15 protein-coding genes and 6 pseudogenes are annotated in these 15478 nt (G+C 57.7%); 4 read left to right on the top strand and 17 right to left on the bottom strand.

Translation table 11 applies throughout. From position 1 onward, the window contains the following. From H0241_RS35490 to H0241_RS35980, 7 genes and pseudogenes are all read right to left on the bottom strand, one after another. Positions 1–185: pseudogene (locus H0241_RS35490) on the bottom strand (hypothetical protein); the annotation flags it as partial. A 196-nt stretch (positions 186–381) separates the two neighbouring features. Then, positions 382–1728, bottom strand: coding sequence for an aspartate aminotransferase family protein (locus H0241_RS33570; RefSeq protein ID WP_181062004.1), 1347 nt, complete (start codon positions 1726–1728; stop codon positions 382–384). Between the two features lie 53 nt (positions 1729–1781). Further along, positions 1782–2786, bottom strand: coding sequence for a Gfo/Idh/MocA family protein (locus H0241_RS33565; RefSeq protein ID WP_181062003.1), 1005 nt, complete (start codon positions 2784–2786; stop codon positions 1782–1784). Positions 2787–2938: 152 nt separating this feature from the next. Continuing rightward, positions 2939–3784, bottom strand: coding sequence for a fumarylacetoacetate hydrolase family protein (locus tag H0241_RS33560; protein ID WP_181062002.1), 846 nt, complete (start codon positions 3782–3784; stop codon positions 2939–2941). A 14-nt stretch (positions 3785–3798) separates the two neighbouring features. Next, positions 3799–4476, bottom strand: coding sequence for a hypothetical protein (locus tag H0241_RS33555; protein WP_181062001.1), 678 nt, complete (start codon positions 4474–4476; stop codon positions 3799–3801). 17 nt (positions 4477–4493) lie between these two features. Further along, the gene (locus H0241_RS33550; protein WP_181062000.1) at positions 4494–5078 is read right to left on the bottom strand and encodes a 2-keto-4-pentenoate hydratase; all 585 of its coding nucleotides are present in this window, start codon (positions 5076–5078) and stop codon (positions 4494–4496) included. 734 nt (positions 5079–5812) lie between these two features. Next, a pseudogene (locus tag H0241_RS35980) lies at positions 5813–6260 on the bottom strand (cytochrome P450); the annotation flags it as partial. On the opposite strand from H0241_RS35980, the pseudogene H0241_RS36535 reads away from it, so the two are divergent. Then, positions 6189–7031 (top strand): annotated as a pseudogene (locus H0241_RS36535) (IS110 family RNA-guided transposase); the annotation flags it as partial. The pseudogenes H0241_RS35980 and H0241_RS36535 sit on opposite strands and share 72 nt — an antisense overlap. Here H0241_RS36535 and H0241_RS33535 read toward each other — a convergent pair. The 4 genes and pseudogenes from H0241_RS33535 to H0241_RS36305 all read right to left on the bottom strand — a co-directional run bounded on the left by H0241_RS33535 (position 7026) and on the right by H0241_RS36305 (position 9772). Continuing rightward, a pseudogene (locus H0241_RS33535) lies at positions 7026–7738 on the bottom strand (adenosine kinase). The pseudogenes H0241_RS36535 and H0241_RS33535 overlap by 6 nt on opposite strands. Positions 7739–7770: 32 nt before the next feature. Then, positions 7771–8699: pseudogene (locus tag H0241_RS33530) on the bottom strand (serine hydroxymethyltransferase); the annotation flags it as partial. Between the two features lie 39 nt (positions 8700–8738). Next, entirely contained in the window at positions 8739–9080 is a 342-nt protein-coding gene (locus tag H0241_RS33525; RefSeq protein WP_235984606.1) for an ArsR/SmtB family transcription factor, read from the bottom strand. Between the two features lie 488 nt (positions 9081–9568). Then, on the bottom strand, positions 9569–9772 hold the full coding sequence (locus tag H0241_RS36305; RefSeq protein ID WP_407941794.1) for a helix-turn-helix domain-containing protein: 204 nt from the start codon (positions 9770–9772) through the stop codon (positions 9569–9571). Positions 9773–9918: 146 nt separating this feature from the next. Between H0241_RS36305 and H0241_RS36300 the strand changes: the two genes are divergently transcribed. After that, entirely contained in the window at positions 9919–10179 is a 261-nt protein-coding gene (locus H0241_RS36300) for a hypothetical protein (RefSeq protein ID WP_328824957.1), read from the top strand. A gap of 174 nt (positions 10180–10353) precedes the next feature. Here the strand turns inward: H0241_RS36300 and H0241_RS33510 are convergent, their stop codons facing one another. Next, on the bottom strand, positions 10354–10566 hold the full coding sequence (locus H0241_RS33510) for a helix-turn-helix domain-containing protein (RefSeq protein WP_065012446.1): 213 nt from the start codon (positions 10564–10566) through the stop codon (positions 10354–10356). Positions 10567–10690: 124 nt separating this feature from the next. On the opposite strand from H0241_RS33510, the gene H0241_RS33505 reads away from it, so the two are divergent. Beyond that, positions 10691–10942: a DNA -binding domain-containing protein gene (locus H0241_RS33505; protein WP_181062008.1), complete on the top strand. Its 252-nt coding sequence runs from the start codon at positions 10691–10693 to the stop codon at positions 10940–10942. Positions 10943–10971: 29 nt separating this feature from the next. On the opposite strand, the gene H0241_RS36530 is transcribed toward H0241_RS33505, so the two are convergent. Next, complete coding sequence (locus tag H0241_RS36530) at positions 10972–11241, bottom strand: DNA -binding domain-containing protein (RefSeq protein WP_181061997.1); 270 nt, start codon at positions 11239–11241, stop codon at positions 10972–10974. Between H0241_RS36530 and H0241_RS33495 the strand changes: the two genes are divergently transcribed. Then, on the top strand, positions 11223–11564 hold the full coding sequence (locus tag H0241_RS33495) for a hypothetical protein (protein ID WP_181061996.1): 342 nt from the start codon (positions 11223–11225) through the stop codon (positions 11562–11564). The genes H0241_RS36530 and H0241_RS33495 overlap by 19 nt on opposite strands. Before the next feature lie 34 nt (positions 11565–11598). Here H0241_RS33495 and H0241_RS36525 read toward each other — a convergent pair. The 4 genes and pseudogenes from H0241_RS36525 to H0241_RS33480 form a co-directional block, all read right to left on the bottom strand. After that, a pseudogene (locus H0241_RS36525) lies at positions 11599–11766 on the bottom strand (transcriptional regulator domain-containing protein); the annotation flags it as partial. Positions 11767–11773: 7 nt separating this feature from the next. Further along, complete coding sequence (locus H0241_RS33490) at positions 11774–12409, bottom strand: acyl-homoserine-lactone synthase (RefSeq protein WP_181061995.1); 636 nt, start codon at positions 12407–12409, stop codon at positions 11774–11776. Between the two features lie 99 nt (positions 12410–12508). Then, positions 12509–13234 carry a LuxR family transcriptional regulator gene (locus H0241_RS33485; RefSeq protein WP_181061994.1) on the bottom strand — a complete coding sequence of 242 codons (726 nt, stop codon included), beginning with the start codon at positions 13232–13234 and terminating at the stop codon, positions 12509–12511. A 684-nt stretch (positions 13235–13918) separates the two neighbouring features. Beyond that, positions 13919–15325, bottom strand: coding sequence for an aminotransferase (locus tag H0241_RS33480; RefSeq protein WP_181061993.1), 1407 nt, complete (start codon positions 15323–15325; stop codon positions 13919–13921). Positions 15326–15478 lie beyond the last annotated feature (153 nt).

The raw sequence follows: 15478 nt of genomic DNA, 5'->3' as shown, positions 1-15478 counted from the left end.
CACGATCTTCGGCCGGCGCGATGCCGCTTAACTCGGCGACCAAATCGCCCCTTGCATGTTCCAATGTCATGGTGCGAAAGCTCCATGTTCATCGGCCTATTGCAAGGTGCCTTGGCGCATCGCTTACTGAACTCCTGCGCGACCTGGCGTTTGAACTCGATGCTGTGACTGCGGTGCTTTGCCATGGGTTCTCTCTCCGAAAACCCGGAAGGCTGGTCAATCCACATATCCCGATGTGTCCACCCTCAGGGGCGCACTCCATAGGGGGGTCAGATTTTGCACGCCAAAACACAGGCCGCGAAAACGCCAGAACCACAATCAAGTCGTTCGATCAACTCGGCGCGGCCGAAAACGACCACTTCTTCAGCAGCCTGCTAGCGTCTACGCCGCCTTTGCGCGTACATCTTCCAACGCGATCGCTATAGCCTCGCTTAGCAAACTCGTGATTGTCTCGATATTCTCCTGGGCCGCGATCAGAGGTGGGCAGATTACGACGTGGTCCCCAACATGGCCGTCAACGGTTCCACTCTGCGCATGTGTGATCAGACCCTTAGCTTGTGCGCTTTGATAGATCTTCGAGCTTAAGCCTAGCGCCGCCGGGAACGGAGCCTTCGTTTCCCTATTTTCGACGAGTTCCAACGTCATGAGCATACCTCGACCTCGTATGTCGCCGACATGCGGATGTTGAGCAAACCGGTCTTTAAGCTGAGCGGCTAGCACATTTCCTGTTGCCTTTACGTGGTCAAGAAAACCAGGAGCGCGCAGGATCTTTTGCACTGCTACCGCAGCCGCACATGCCGTGGCATGCCCGGAATAGGTATATCCGCCCTTAAAAGTTCCTGAGCCGCCTACAATGGCGTCGTAAATCTTCTGGTTCACCATGGTCGCGCCAATCGGCTGGTAGCCAGCTGCGATGCCTTTTGCAAAGGTCAGAAAGTCCGGAGCCACGCCATCCTGCTCGCATGCATGGAGAGTACCTGTTCGGCCCAAGCCACAGAAAACCTCATCCAAGATGAGTAGGACGCCATATTTGTCACAGATATCACGAATACGCTTGAAGTAACCTGGAACAGGCGGAGTCGCACCGCTCGTGGTGCCGGTCACAGTTTCTGCGACGAAAGCCATTACGCTTTCGGGCCCGAGCCCAAGAATTGCCTGCTCCAATTCATTGGCTGTGCGCAGACCGTATTGTTCCGGCGTCTCGCCTTCCAATCGGCCTCGGTACTCATAGCAAGGCGAAATGTGAAAGACGCTTGGGGATATGTCTTCAAATGGTGTTCGGCGTGCCACCTGGTATCCAACGCTTAGCCCCGTTAAGCCGGCTCCGTGGTAACTGCTCCGGCGTCCAATTACTTTTTTCCGCCTAGGATCGCCGACCTCCACAAAATATTGCCGAGCCATCATGATGGCTGTTTCCACCGCTTCTGACCCACTGTTCGTGAAAAAAACACGAGTTAGGCCCTCCGGAGCATCAGTCGTCAAAATGGATGCAAGTTCCTCGAGCGGTTCCGAGGTAAACATCCCGGCGTGGAAGAAAGCCATTTCACCGACTTGATGCCTAATGGCGTCAATTACCTCTTGTTGACTATGGCCGAGGCATGAGACGCAAGCGCCGCCGGCGTAGCCGTCGATGTATCGCTTGCCATCTCGGTCGAATATGTACATGCCGTCACCCTTGACGGCGACAGGAAGATGCCGCTTAGGAATTCGGTGGAACACGCTGCTCATATCAGCTCTCCTTGATTGGTTCTCATTCGAAACGGGGGCCGGATACCAAGAGTTTAGGTCGAGAGGCGGATTGTTCGCCCCCCCTCAGCCGCTGACGTGTAGGCGGCTTCGACAAGCTCCAGCACGCCAGCCGCGTCCTGGAAATTTGCTATTGCGGGGCTGCCTGCCTTCACAGCATCAAGCACATGTTCGACGAATTTGGAGTAACAGGGCTCGAGTTCGAAATCGGCAGCCACAAACTCATGCTCGATACCGGCTCTAACGTCTTTGATGACTTCGATGCCCTTATCAACGGACCGCAAGAGCCGGTCGCTGGCCCGAACAGAGAACGAAAAATCACGTTGCATGCCGGGGACGCTGGGGAATGTGTATCCACATTCGATTGTGCCGACAGCCCCGGAGTCGCTTTGAAGCGTGACGGCAATGAAATCTTCAATTGACAACTCGTTGATGTGTGATGTGGCAAAGGCCGATACAGCGACGATCCCGCTTTCACTTAAGGAGCGGAAAAGGTCGACCATATGAACACCAACGTTGATTAGTGGCCCGCCGCCGGCGATGTCGCGCTGCAGCATCCAAAGATTGCCCGCCTGCACATAACGGCTTGGCGGTCCAGCAATGAACCGAAAGCTGGCGTGGTCGATTTTAATCGGTCCTCCACTGCGAATGACCCTCATCGTGTCACTCAAGCGGAAGATAAAAGGAACCGCTACAAATGCCTGCTTCCGGGCCGCCTTCTCGGCCAGCTGTCGAACATCAACAGATCTTATCCCACACGGCTTTTCGATCGCGAAGGGAATGTCGTGATCCAACAACAGATTAGCTGAACTAGGCATGTCGATGTGCCGGCCAAACACAAATGCCAGATCGGGCCTCACCTGCGCGATAAGCTCCTTGCAACTTGCAAAGCACTTCGTCTTTAATTTTTGAGCGAGGGCGGGTCCGTTCGTTCCTGTGGGGTCGGACATGCCTACAAATTCGACGTCGGCTTTGAGCAGGGCGTCCAGGTAGAGCGGGACGTGCCAATGGGCCGTATCGATCAATGCAACTTTTATCAAGGGAGCATCTCCTTCGCGGCAAGTCTCATAGTGAAAGTGCTTCGACTCCTTTTCGGTACCGCAAGGGCTGTGCCGGATCTTGAGTCGCTCATAATCCTTGGCGCCAAGCGCGTCGCGGCACCGGTTCCCGTCGAGGGTATCAGGTCCGAAGGCTACCCACGGAGGACGACGGTTTGCCTTTGCCGACCGAGCCTACTGGCCCCCAACTCCACCACATCGCCCGGCTGTAGAAATACCGGGGGTTTCATTCCGAGTCCGACACCATGAGGCGTACCGGTGGTAATGACGTCCCCCGGCTCAAGCGCCATGAACTGCGAGATGTATGAGATCAGATATTTGAATGGAAAGATCATTTTGGCGGTCGATCCTGACTGCCTCATGTCCCCATTAACCGTAAGCCAGAGATCCAGGCTTTGAGGGTCGGGAACCTCATCTGCGGTCACAAGCCAGGGCCCAAGGGGGCCAAAGCTCGGCGAGGATTTCCCTTTGATCCACTGTCCTGAACGATGGATCTGAAATTCGCGCTCCGAAACGTCATGACAGACAAGATAGCCCGCCACAACCGACAACGCATCCTCTTCTGCCAGCTCAAAAGCACTCTCTCCAATGACAACGGCGACTTCAGCTTCCCAGTCCAACATGCGGGATTTTGGTGGCATAAGGACGTCATCGTTCGGTCCAACAATGCACGACGGCGCCTTTGAAAAGACAACTGGCTCCTCAGGGATCGGAGTATTGGTTTCGATTGCATGATCGGTGTAGTTCAGGCCGACAGCGATGAAATGTCGAACATCGGCCACCGGAGGTCCTAAACGAACATTGCTGTCAATAGTGGGCAATGACGACGCATCTACTGAACGCAGCATCTCCAGGCCGGTGCTTGAGAGCGTTTTTGCGCCAATATCCGAAATCACACCACCGAGGTCACGGATAGTTCCATCATTGTCCAGCAACCCCGGCCTCTCAGACCCGGGTGCTCCAAATCGCAATAGTTTCATGACTTTCCCTTAAACTACCCGGCCGCCGAATCGGTCTTCAAACGGGTATACTCGAGCGAATAACGGCCGACCTGCGCCTGCCGTACCATTGGATGTTGGAGGACAGCCTGCACCGGTGCTTCCAGAGACTCCACGGTGCAAGCTTCCAAAAGCATGAACCAATTGGGCGGCGCATCAAAGTCCGTCCGCCCCTCACTCTCGGCAGTGCGCACCTCCGTAGCTTCTTCATCAGATTTGCATAAATGCGCACCGGTTATGAGTGGTGCCTGCATAAGCTGAGATGCAAGCGGTGAGAGCTCGCCGGCTACCTGCTCGTCGTTGATTGTCGCAGGATGGAAGCGCACTGTCGCAAGGACGCCGCCCGGTCCAGGACCCTCCGACGACAAGACCCGCGCCAAACCGCGAGACGTATTGAGAAAATGCGATGCTGCGCGTTTTGTCCAAGGCGTCGGGGCATTGAGGCGCTTGGCATATTCCTCGCCTTTTATGACCTCGAATTGCTCAACTTCGTAGAGCGTAAAGAACTCAGGATGGGTGTCCATATCAGTCGCCCGATAGCGTCGCCCCCTTAAAAACCCAGAGATGCCGGTTCGCTCCGGCATGTGCTCGTGTATGTGCCACTGATAGAAGTCCTGGCGCCCGTCCTCGGATATTCCGTTCCAGATGGCAACCACGCCTTTGCCGCAGAGCATTAATCTCTCCTCAATTCTCAAAGCTGTTGAAATGCCACCGAGACTGGCGAGAACCCGTCAAACTCGGCCGCTATCTCATCACCGGATCTTGCTGTGTGAAAGCCTGTGTAGCTTCCCGTCGTCACAATCTCGCCGGGCCTCAAGACGAGCCCTCTTTCACGAAGATCGTTTGCGAACATGGTGAGGAGGCCAATAAGGTCTCCGTTTGGGTGCCCACCCGAGCTTTGGCAGACGGTGGTTCCGTTAATGCCGAGGCGAGCCTGAAGGGTGTTAAATGCCACGGGCCTCCAGTTTTTGTTCATCTCACCAACGACCAGCGCGCCGTTCGAGAGCAAGTCGGCGATCATTGCGTTGCGAGGAGTCGAGAAAGCTGTCGTCCAGCGGCTGTCTACGATCTCGATTGCTGCGCAGGCCCCGTCGATTGCCTCGATAATTTGCTCTCTCGCAAGGCCACCTTTGCCCGGAACTGGCTCTCTCGCGAAACGAAATGCAATTTCGCATTCGACACCACCGAGTCCGTAAGTTGTTTGAGAAATGGACGCCGGACTATGAAGAAGGCGGCTCGTGACGATTGGGGCAGATATTAGGTCTCCATCGGGCAAGGCAGCCACCTTCCAACCCGCGATGGGAACTGAAAGTCTGCTGACGACCTCAAGTTGGATACTTAGAGCTTGAGCGCGGCTCAGAGCCTCAAGTGTGGATAAGTCGGCTCCGACGCGCTGACCACCTTGGTGGGCAGCGACGAGACTCTGTGCGAGGGCACTCGAGGTTGGAGACACTGTGTTTGACATGGCATATCATCTGGAATGGCGTTTCATTATTGCATACGCTTTTCCATTGACCGGGTCAACCGGCGCCGGTCGTGCTTTCGCTGGTCGGCCCACTATTACCTCTGCACAGAGGATATGACCGATTGGGGCCAGGACAAGAGTATTCAAATCTTGCGCTGAGAGAGAACGGATCGTGAACTCTATGCCGTTGATGGATTGAGGTCGGAAGTCTGAGCGACCGGAACCCTTCAGGCATTTGATGCTCTGCATCCCAGGTGTAGATGCCGGTCAGATTGATGTGTTCCCAGCTCAGCTGCGCATTTCGCAAAAGCCGGACAGGGGTTCCGCTAATTCCCGGACAGTGGTGGTTTCGCTAATGTCGGGACAGTTTGGCGGCGACGGTCCTCGGGTGCCTTGTTGCGTTCATGGATGATTGATTTCGCCGTTTTCGGTGCCGGTCAAGAGGGGCGCGGCCTTTTGCTTTCGCATGCTGTCGCCCTGGAGCATCAAGCGCTGTGGGTCGGTAAGGGAGTGGGTTCCGAAGTCATCGAGGATGGTGAGTTTGCCTGCGCGACGGTGCTTTCGTGCCCCGCCACCAGCATGCCCGCCGCCAGGCCGATCGCCTCTTCCTCGGTCGCCTTGCCTTGGTCGACCGCCGCGAGGAGATCCGTCAGCAGGTTGTCGCCCGGATCCTGGCGCTTGTCCCACATCTTGCCGCGAATGTAGGCGCGCAGTTCTTCCCAGGCCAGGCGAGACGCGCTGCGCGGACCGCTTTCATGCTGGTGCGTCATCACCTCATCGGACAACCCGGCGAAAAAGGGCGTGATCCTCATAGAGCACGCCAATCAGCGCGCTGATGACCATGGCCGGAAGCGGAAAGGAGAGGTGGCGCCGCAGGTCGGCGGGCTGGGGCTGGGCGGCAAGCGTCTCGAACAACTGCGCGGCGATCGCCTCGACCTGCTGCGCGAGCAGCTTCACCCTGCGGTTGCTGAAGGCCGGCGCCACGACCGTGCGGGTGAGCTGACAGCGGTTTGGGTGCCGGACCGCGGGCACGAGGCGATGCGCGATCTCGTGCGGGCCCGTGAAGTAGCCCAGGAGGCTCAAAAGCGGGCGCGTCATCAGCTTCAGTCGTTCCTACTTCGACATGGCCGCATCTATTCGGGCCGCTGATCCTGGTCGCTGGCGCATACGCGGTGGATATCGACTCTGAAGTTCGAGCATCCGGCGCACTTCATCGTGCTCAAGGAATACTGCCAGGCGATCGAGGATGCGGAGGTGCGCTTAAAGCGTCTGACCGATCTGATCTCGTAGATGGCTCCTGTTGTCGAAGCCTATCAGGCGTTACCAGGCATGTCGTTGATTGCCGCCGTCGTCTTTGTTGCCGAAATTGGCGACATCCGCCGCTTCGAAAACCCCCTCTAGCTGATGGCCTTTCTTGGCCTCGTTCCGTCAGAGAGCTCGACAGGTGAACATGTCAAACGTGGTGGGATCACTAAGGCCGGGAACTCTCGGGCCCGGCGCATGCTGATCGAAGGCGCATGGGCTTACCGCTTCCCTGCGCGGGTAAGTCGACCCAAGTAAGCGCAGTTGGAAGGCCTACCGAGAAGCGTTTGCGAGATAGCGTGGAAAGGTCAGCTCCGCCTCTGCTCTCGCTATCGAAAAATGATCCTCGCGGGGATGCCCAAGGCCATCCCGATCACCGCGATCGCTAGAGAAATAGAGGCCTTTCTGTGGGCTATCGGTCAGGAAGTGCAACTAGAACCTCCTCATAGGATATTGCTATAGCAACCCCGCCTGCTCTGCTTCGCGGCGCAAATTCTGCCGTGGCCTTGGGCCGATCTGCTGGATCACCAATCCGGCCGCCAGTGAGCCAAGATCGCCGCAGGTCTTGAGGTCGCGGCCTTGCGTGTAGCCATGCAGGAAACCGGCAGCGTAGAGATCGCCGGCGCCTGTCGTGTCGACCAGCTCCTTGATGGCGGTCGCCTTGATCACCACGGTCTCGTCGCCGCGCACGATCACCGAGCCTTTTTCCGAGCGGGTGACGGCGCGATTTTGCAGTCCTTGCGGATAGCCTGCAGCGCCTCGTCGAAGGATTTTGTCTGGTAGAGCGACTTGATCTCGTGGCTGTTGGCAAAGACGATATCGACGGTGCCGGAACGCATCAGGTCGAGGAATTCGTCGCGGTAGCGGTCGACGCAAAACGAATCCGACAACGTCATCGACACTTCACGTCCGGCTGCATGCGCCAGCCTGGCTGTCTGCCGGATCGCCTCCTTGGCGCGCGGCGGATCCCACAGATAGCCCTCGAAATAGGTGACCTTGGCGCCGGATGCCTTATCGGCCTCGACGTCTTCCGGGCCGAGTTCGACGCAGGCGCCGAGATAGGTGTTCATCGAACGCTCGCCGTCGGGGGTGACGAAGATCATCGAGCGCGCCGTCGGCGGCTGACCTTCGAGCGGCCTGGTGTCGAAGGCAACGCCCTGGGCATGGATGTCATGCGCATAGATTTCGCCGAGCGCGTCGTTCGGTCCCGCAGATCAAGGATCAGCATGTGATTGTCAGTCCCGCCGGTGACCAGGTCGTAACCGCGATCCAGAAGCGCCTCGGCCAGAGCCTTTGCATTCCTGACGATCTGATGACCGTAGATGCGGAAAGACGTGGACGCGGCTTCCTGTAAAGCGACAGCTAGCGCGGCGATGGTATTCATGTGCGGCCCACCTTGCAGTTGAGGAAACACCGCGCGATCAATCCGTCTGGCGAGATTGTGTTTGCTCGTGGGATGATAGAGCGCCTGATAGCGATCTTCATTCTTTGACAAAATAAAGCCTCCACGGGGGCCGCGGATCGACTTGTGAGATGTGCTGGTGACGACGTCGCAATGAGCCACGGGATTCGGATGCGCTCCAGCGACAATCAGGCCGCTGATGTGCGCAATATCGGCTACGAGATAGGACTTCGCTTCCGAAGCAATTTCGGCCATTGCCGCGAAGTCAAAAATACGCGGATAGGCAGTTCCGCCGACCCAAATGAGTTTCGGCCGTTCCCGCCTGGCTGTCTCGCGCAAGCGGTCATAGTCAATTTGCTGCGTCTTTTCGTGCAGCCCATATGGGACGCGTTGATAATCAGTGCCGGAAAAGTTGACGGACCAACCATGAGTCAGATGGCCGCCTTCGGGTAAGCGCAAGCCCATGACTTTGTCACGGGGGCTCAAAAGCGCACGATAGACAGCCTGATTGGCCGGCGAGCCGGAATAAGATTGGACGTTGGCGTGCTCACTGCCAAATAGCGCTTTCAGGCGCTCGATGGCGAGGGTCTCAAGCTCATCGACGATCTCGTGCTCCTGCCGCCTCTGTCGTAGAAGCAGAGTTCGTGAACGTGGCAATCGACGTGGACCAAGGAAGACCATCCGTATGTGCCGGGCTCTGCGATTGCTGCGTCAGCGGAGTTCTTCATGGTAGTTTCGCGCTCCCATCTGGGCAGATCTTTTCACGATCAAGCAGCAGTTCCGTTCGACCACGCGTCTTGAACCGCCTCGAGCCGTTCCAGGTCCCGCCTATGATACCCATCGTCGTGGGGCAGGAGATCGACCAAGGATTGCACCAACCCTCCGTCCTTGCCCCCCGCATTGAGATGATATGAGGACCAAGGACGTTGTCCGTTGCCGCAAACAAAGTCGGCTCTGGCGAGCATCCGGACGTGTCGCGCAACGCGCTGCCGACGAAGATCGAGAATCTCCGCTAGTTCGCGGACAGTCAGGTCGGCATGCGCGCAAAGGCCCAGGATCCGAAGGCGATCAAGATGCGCTGCTATCTTTAGGCGATCGACGAGTATCATCATTGGTCAGCCCGACGCCAAATAGAAGAACCAAACCCTCGTCCTGCTGGCTTTGTCATTTCGCGCTCTTCGCAAATGCTGTTCGGCGGCGGAATATAAAACGACACCAGATTTCTGCCGCCGATGAACTCGAAAGTTGTGGTGAGCGTACCATTGACAGCGATTTGCGGTCGCAAAGTTTCCGTGAATTTCCCTTGAAGGATCCGTTGCAACGCCTAGACAATAACGCAACGAGATTGGCGAGGTGCTGGTAAGATGGCAAGCTGGCGAACTGCTTGGCCAAGCGGGAAGCGACCTGGGGCGCGGACGCCGAGCCGGCATGAAGGCTCTGGAAGACTTCGAGGCCGGCGATACCCGGCGATCACTCAAAGCTGGCGACGCGACTGGCAGCACGTGCCGTTCTTCGCCTAATCCGAGTGTGCCCAGCATCATCTACCGACGGATACGGCGAGATGTCCGCGGAGTGTCGGCGCCATCTCCTATAGCCCTTAACCCTCAGTGAGGTCGCACCAGTTCGATATAGCTGACAAGGAGGGCGTGACGATGGTGGGGTTCCTTTTGCCCTTCTTCAGCCCGCTGATGTACTGCTGGCTGAAGCCCGAGATCTCGGCAAGCTGCTTCTGCGTAAAGCCGGCCTTCTTCCTGATTCTGCGTGCATTTCGCTCGACCAGCTTGCGCGCTCCATGCGCCAAGGTCAGCAAGTCAAAGCCTTTGAGTTTTTGGCATCGATTTGCCCGAACCATCTGCCGCCGGGGGGCAGCAAATCCAGGGATGCGATAATGATGACGTTGGTCGCTCAAGCCAAGCACACCAGCTATCGGTCACGCAAGCGACGCACATGTGCGAGAACCTCGCAAGGGTCGATTTCGAGCACTTCCGTTACGTCGAGGAACTCAATGACGTCCATGCGACGTTCACCGCCCTCATACTTGGCCACGAAAGACTGCGGGCGGCGAAGTGCTTCGGCAACCTTGGCCTGGGTGAAGCCTTTGTTCTTGCGTGCTGCTATCAGCTGTTCCAGCAGCCGGCGTTGGCGGGGCGATCGAAGGGATTTCGGCATCAGATGAACCGGCCAGAAGGGAACCGGCTCACCGACTAATCCCAGTTTCGGATTATCCCATTTTAGGATATATTGCAGTCCACAAGGCAAGCTCGCCATGGAGCAAAACTGTATGGTCGAGACCGATGTCGAAGAAAGCGGGCTCAGTTCACGAGCGGTCGGTTGCGCGCGATCCAGATCGATTTCGGCAATCCAGGTTGGGCCGGATCGCCGTCACTGCGGCGGCCTAATCAGCTCACAAGGATCAACATCAAGCGCTTTTGCCAACCGGCCCAGCACACTAACGCTTGCGGAAACGCGAGCACGCTCGATCGAGCCCACATAGCGCATGCTGAGCTCTGTGCGGGCAGCCAATTCTTCCTGCGTCAGGTCCTGATCATGGCGCAAACGACGCATGTTGATCGCCATGACCTCCTTGAGGTCCATGCGAGATAGGGACCAGAACCGGAACTATCGTTCTAGGAACGATCGTTCCTATTCGCTATGGTGAGCCAACCGAGGAGAAGCCGTGCCCGATCATAACAAACCCCAAACCGGCAAGAGGGTCGCGATGAAACGCAAAGTCGAAGACGAAGTCCCTTGGTCGGAAAGCCTGACCGCTTACGACAATGAGCACTTCACGATCTATATGAGGCTCCTGGACGCGTCTGCCGACGACGCAAGCGAAGACGAGATGGCGCAGCTCGTCCTCGGCATCGATCCGATGCGAGAACCTGAGCGCGCCCGAATGGCGGTTCGCAGCCATCTCGACCGGGCAAACTGGATGGTTACGACTGGATACAAAGGACTGTTCGCGCGCTGACCGGCTCCAGGTGAGCTATTCCAATCATCTTAGACGAGGAAATCCCGATAGCCACGATCCATGAGCATGTGACCGCGCCGGACGGCACGGCGGATGCGATCGCGAAGGTGGTTGCGCGGATCCGTCCAGTCGGCTTGGACGCGTTGTTGGGCCAACAGGGCCATTGCGATTTGGCGGTGCGATGCCCCGCCTAGCGAGCCGTCGAGCGCTTGGAGGACAAAGCGCAGACGGCTGGCGCGCGCTTCGGGGGAAACAGCCTGTCGGGAAGTTGTCCCGTCGCGTGAAGAGCATTGAGGCATTCGAGCGCGTGCAAGTGCTGCCTCATCCGGTCGGCGGGCCAGATCGCGTCGACGGAAAGCCGAACGGGGCTCAAAACCTCCGCGCCCTCCACGACAAGCTGGAGGTCCCGGTCAGCATTTCGCAGCACGACGTGCTGGCGACCGTCCGCCGTGATCACGATTGTCGCCCGACATGGCAATGCAGCGAGATCAAACGAAAGCGTTTCGGCCGACAATGCCTTTTCCGCAATGAGCGGCAGAACATGCGGGCATTGGCGGAAGCACCAAAACACAGCCGCATCGCGCCTCAACGAGCTTGCGAAAAAGGAGCCCCCACTGCGTGAGATCGAGCGACGATCTCACCACTTCTACCTCGAACCACCTTTCTGCAAATTCTGCCTGCTCAAGCGAGAGCCTGCAGTCACGCTGGAAGGCCGGATTGCGCCGCAGAAACTCCCAGGCCCAGCCACGTCGCGTCAGGTGCCGCGTGTAGCGATAGGATTTCTCATCCTGCCAGTCCGGCCAGGCGGCGTCATTACCTATCATAACCATGTCAGGCGGCCGTGCAGCAGAGCACCGGGGCCCACAGTACGGGACTGCCAAGACTGCCATTGTGGCGGACCGCAGCAAGGCTCTCCTCTGAGACATCCAAACAGCCGGCAACGGCGCACGTGGTGCCGATTGTCTGGGGCGGACCGATCCGGGCCAGCGGCCATCCGGCGCGACGCAGGATTCGCTCCGTGCGCAAATCCGTAACCGTGACGATACGGGTGAGCGGCCGCGACAAACCGAACTCGATCATGCCACCGAGGAGTTGATAGGTCGCAACAGCAATACTCCCACTGCCCTTCGGTGCAGACGGTGGAAGATCAAGGGCGAAACGGCTGCTTTCCCAGACACTCGGTTCCTCGGATGCCGTTCTCTCCTCCAACAGCGTCGAAAAGACATCTCGCAACATCGTCGGCCCCGTCGAGGGTAGAAGGCGTACGCCGCCCCCGACGTGACCGGCGGAATCGCGCAACACAAGATAGTGCGGTTTCAGGGAATCGAATGAATCGATCTCGAAGCCGCCGGTCGTGCTCACGTTCCAATCGAGGCGCTCCTTAAAGACGCGGTAGCGCAAGCGGTGCATTTCGTGAGGTTCGTCGGCAAAGGCGCTGTAAGAGCCGGGCACAATAAGCTCAATCATGATGGTCCCTCGCAGGTATGACCCTGCCATTGGAGGCGAACCTTCATGCCGCGACTGCCTGTGCATTTGCACAGGTAGATCAAAGAGGGATTCTGTTCCTCAGAGGATTGATGATCGTGAGGAGGCCAGTAGCGTCACCGCCTGATTTTTGGTGCGCACGCCGAGTTTCTTCTTCGCATTGTCCAAATGGAAAGCGGCCGTGCGCTCCTTGACCCCCAAGATGCAGCCGATCTCCCAGGCGGACTTGCCCTTCGCCGTCCATTCCAGGCATTCGTACTCACGGGGCGTCAGCGAAACACCATCCACCGCCAGACCACCCGAAAGCTTGCGGCGAACGCCAATGTGAAAGCACGTCGCCATAATCTCGAGCGCCTGTTCATATTGCTCGGCGATGCGCAAAAAGCTCGGATCGAACCTGTCTGCCGCAAAGGTCATCGCAGCGACACCGCCGCGGCGGTCGACAAGTGGAATCGTCAGTCCGCAGCAGATGCCGAATTCGGCAGCCTCATCGAAAAGCTGTTGCTGTCGCGTTGAAATGCCGGCATGGCCGAATCCCGGTCCCCACTGAAAGGGACATTCGCTGCATCTTGCCCATTCTATGACCGGGTCAATCCTTTCATATTGGTGGCGCAAGTAGTGCGACGTCCAGCCGGAATGATAGTTCGATATCAGCCTGGGTTTTGTGACGCGATCAGACACCAGAGACAGATAGGCGAATGCGGGAATGTCGAAGGCGCCGGCGGCGCTGGCCAGTGCGTTATGGAAGTCGACTTCATCAACGCCCAAAGACAACTTTTCCAGCAAAGTTTCGAAGACGAGCTGCATTTTCTCCTGCGGCTGTTTCAATTAAACCTGGGACTTCCTGGCTTCTTGCCAGCTACGGCGAGAAGACTCGCCCCCCAAGATATTCGACGCTGGAGAAAATTCACCGCGGTGACTACTCCCCGGACCTTCGATCATATGAAAGGAGGTGCATGCGACCTCGACGCCGGCTGCCGTCAGCCGCTGGTCCGAAGCTGCGATTGTGGGCGGCCCCCATGGTGTAATAGAAATATCGAAGCCCGATGTGCCATCCGGATATGCAGATGACCTCCTTCTCGAACTCTCGATTGCGGACGCGCTACAATCACCCAGATCCAATGGGGCACCGCGATCCAGCGGGTCAAAAAAGGCGCCCTGCCGGCGGGGAGGTACACCGGCAGGGCGCGCCGCACAAACACCCTGATCGTTGGGCAACAGGACAGCGGCGGCAGAACTGATTTGGCTATCGCTTGCGATCGAAGTTATCCGAAGCATGCTTAGAATCTGACGGCTTCAAGTTTAGCAGTTTCGGTCGGCTCGGCGCGAAATGCGCTGTCAACCCCTCGTCACCAATGGGACACCAATGGGCGACCAGTCCTAACGCCAGCCTGACGTCAAGCGTTTGGTCCGTGGGAAAGTTCCTCCCAGGGACCACTTTACCCGGGACGGCGTCGAACCCGGGGCTCGCTTCCGTCGGCACTCGCATGTTCATATCGCACCCTCGGCCTTCAGCGCGCGATAGGTCGTCTCGACTGATTTCGCGGTTGCGTCGACGATTATGTCGATCTCCTTACGGGTGATGATCAAAGGCGGGGCAAAGCCGAGGATATCGCCGTGTGGCATAGCACGGCCGATGACACCATTTTCGAACAGAGCAGCAGCGGCGCGAACGCCGACCTGAAGATCGGATTCAAACGGTATTCTCTGCTTTGGATCTCGCATCAGCTCTACGGCGGCGAGGATTCCGACACCACGAACCTCTCCGACGATGGGGTGTCCCGCCAGTTCGGCATTCATGCGGGCATGCCAATACGGTCCGACATCGCGGACATGCTCCAGGATATTTCTTTCCTTTAGGAGTCGAATATTGGCGAGCGCGGCCGCAGCGCAAAGCGTGTGACCTGAATATGTCCAGCCGTGGCCGAGAGCGCCGTGCTTCTCTGTTCCTTGTTCCAAGACCGACCAGACCCGGTCGCCAATGATTGACCCGGAGATGGGCAGGTAGGCGGAACTCAAACCCTTGGCGATGGTCACGAAGTCCGGCCGCATGCCATAGAGGTGGGAACCGAATTGCTCACCGGTTCGTCCAAACCCGCAGACCACTTCGTCGGCGATCAGCAGGATATCGTACTTGTCGAGCACGCTTTGGATCGCGGTCCAGTATCCTTTTGGGGGCGGAATGATACCGCCTGTCCCAAGCACCGGCTCTCCGATAAAAGCTGCAACGGTCTCCGGGCCTTCAGCGAGGACAAGGGCTTCAAGTTCATCCGCGCAGCGTTTCGAGAACGCCTCCTCACTTTCGCCGTCATGCGCCTGGCGATAGTGATGCGGTGTCGTGGTATGGCGAACCAAATCCAGAGGCAGGTCGAAGAAATTATGGAAGAAGGCAAGGCCCGTTAGGCTCCCGGTGACCAGCCCAGACCCGTGATAGCCGCGATGTCGCGAGATGATCTTCTTCTTTTCAGGGCGGCCTAGAATGTTGTTGTAGTACCAGACCAGCTTGATGTTGGTTTCGTTGGCGTCGGAGCCGGAAAGGCCGAAAAAGACCCTTCGCATGTTCTGACCAAAATATTCGACCACGGCCTCTGCCAAGAGGGCGACTGGCTCTGTTCCTTGACTTGCATAGACATGAGCGAACGGCAATTCGTGTGCTTGCCTGGCAATGGCCTCGGCAATTTCCGTGCAGCCATATCCCATATTGACGCAGTAGAGCCCACCGAAACCGTCGAGGCTCTTTCGGCCTTCGGTATCCCAGATGTACACGCCTTCCGCACCGGCCATAATCCGGTTTGGCGTCTCGCCTCGGCTGTGTTTGGACAGATGGGTGGACGGATGAAAGACGAAGTTTCGATCCTTCTCTCTGAGTTGCTCGGTTCCCAGATTACTCAACCGCATAGTCCCTCTCCTCGCGATGGATTGGCGGTGGGCACTCGGCCGGCCGCCTCCTTAGCAATTAGCATACCGCAAACGCCTCTCCAGTTTCGCGGGAATGCATGTCCTTTGCCGACGAATTCGCGGAGTCGGGACCAAAAGCCGTAGAAACCACGC

Origin of the sequence: Mesorhizobium neociceri (genome assembly GCF_013520985.1) — a bacterium.
GTDB lineage: Bacteria > Pseudomonadota > Alphaproteobacteria > Rhizobiales > Rhizobiaceae > Mesorhizobium > Mesorhizobium neociceri.
Note: the sequence above shows the minus strand (reverse complement) of the source record. Positions and strands in the feature narration are given on the sequence as shown.

Coding starts and splice junctions, on each gene's coding strand:
- H0241_RS33555 (WP_181062001.1), bottom strand. CDS start 4,476: ATGCTCTGCGGCAAAGGCGTGGTTGCCATCTGGAACGGAATATCCGAG.
- H0241_RS33570 (WP_181062004.1), bottom strand. CDS start 1,728: ATGAGCAGCGTGTTCCACCGAATTCCTAAGCGGCATCTTCCTGTCGCC.
- H0241_RS33560 (WP_181062002.1), bottom strand. CDS start 3,784: ATGAAACTATTGCGATTTGGAGCACCCGGGTCTGAGAGGCCGGGGTTG.
- H0241_RS33525 (WP_235984606.1), bottom strand. CDS start 9,080: ATGATACTCGTCGATCGCCTAAAGATAGCAGCGCATCTTGATCGCCTT.
- H0241_RS33480 (WP_181061993.1), bottom strand. CDS start 15,325: ATGCGGTTGAGTAATCTGGGAACCGAGCAACTCAGAGAGAAGGATCGA.
- H0241_RS33490 (WP_181061995.1), bottom strand. CDS start 12,409: ATGATTGAGCTTATTGTGCCCGGCTCTTACAGCGCCTTTGCCGACGAA.
- H0241_RS33485 (WP_181061994.1), bottom strand. CDS start 13,234: ATGCAGCTCGTCTTCGAAACTTTGCTGGAAAAGTTGTCTTTGGGCGTT.
- H0241_RS36300 (WP_328824957.1), top strand. CDS start 9,919: ATGTGCGAGAACCTCGCAAGGGTCGATTTCGAGCACTTCCGTTACGTC.
- H0241_RS33505 (WP_181062008.1), top strand. CDS start 10,691: ATGAAACGCAAAGTCGAAGACGAAGTCCCTTGGTCGGAAAGCCTGACC.
- H0241_RS36530 (WP_181061997.1), bottom strand. CDS start 11,241: ATGCCTCAATGCTCTTCACGCGACGGGACAACTTCCCGACAGGCTGTT.
- H0241_RS33510 (WP_065012446.1), bottom strand. CDS start 10,566: ATGGACCTCAAGGAGGTCATGGCGATCAACATGCGTCGTTTGCGCCAT.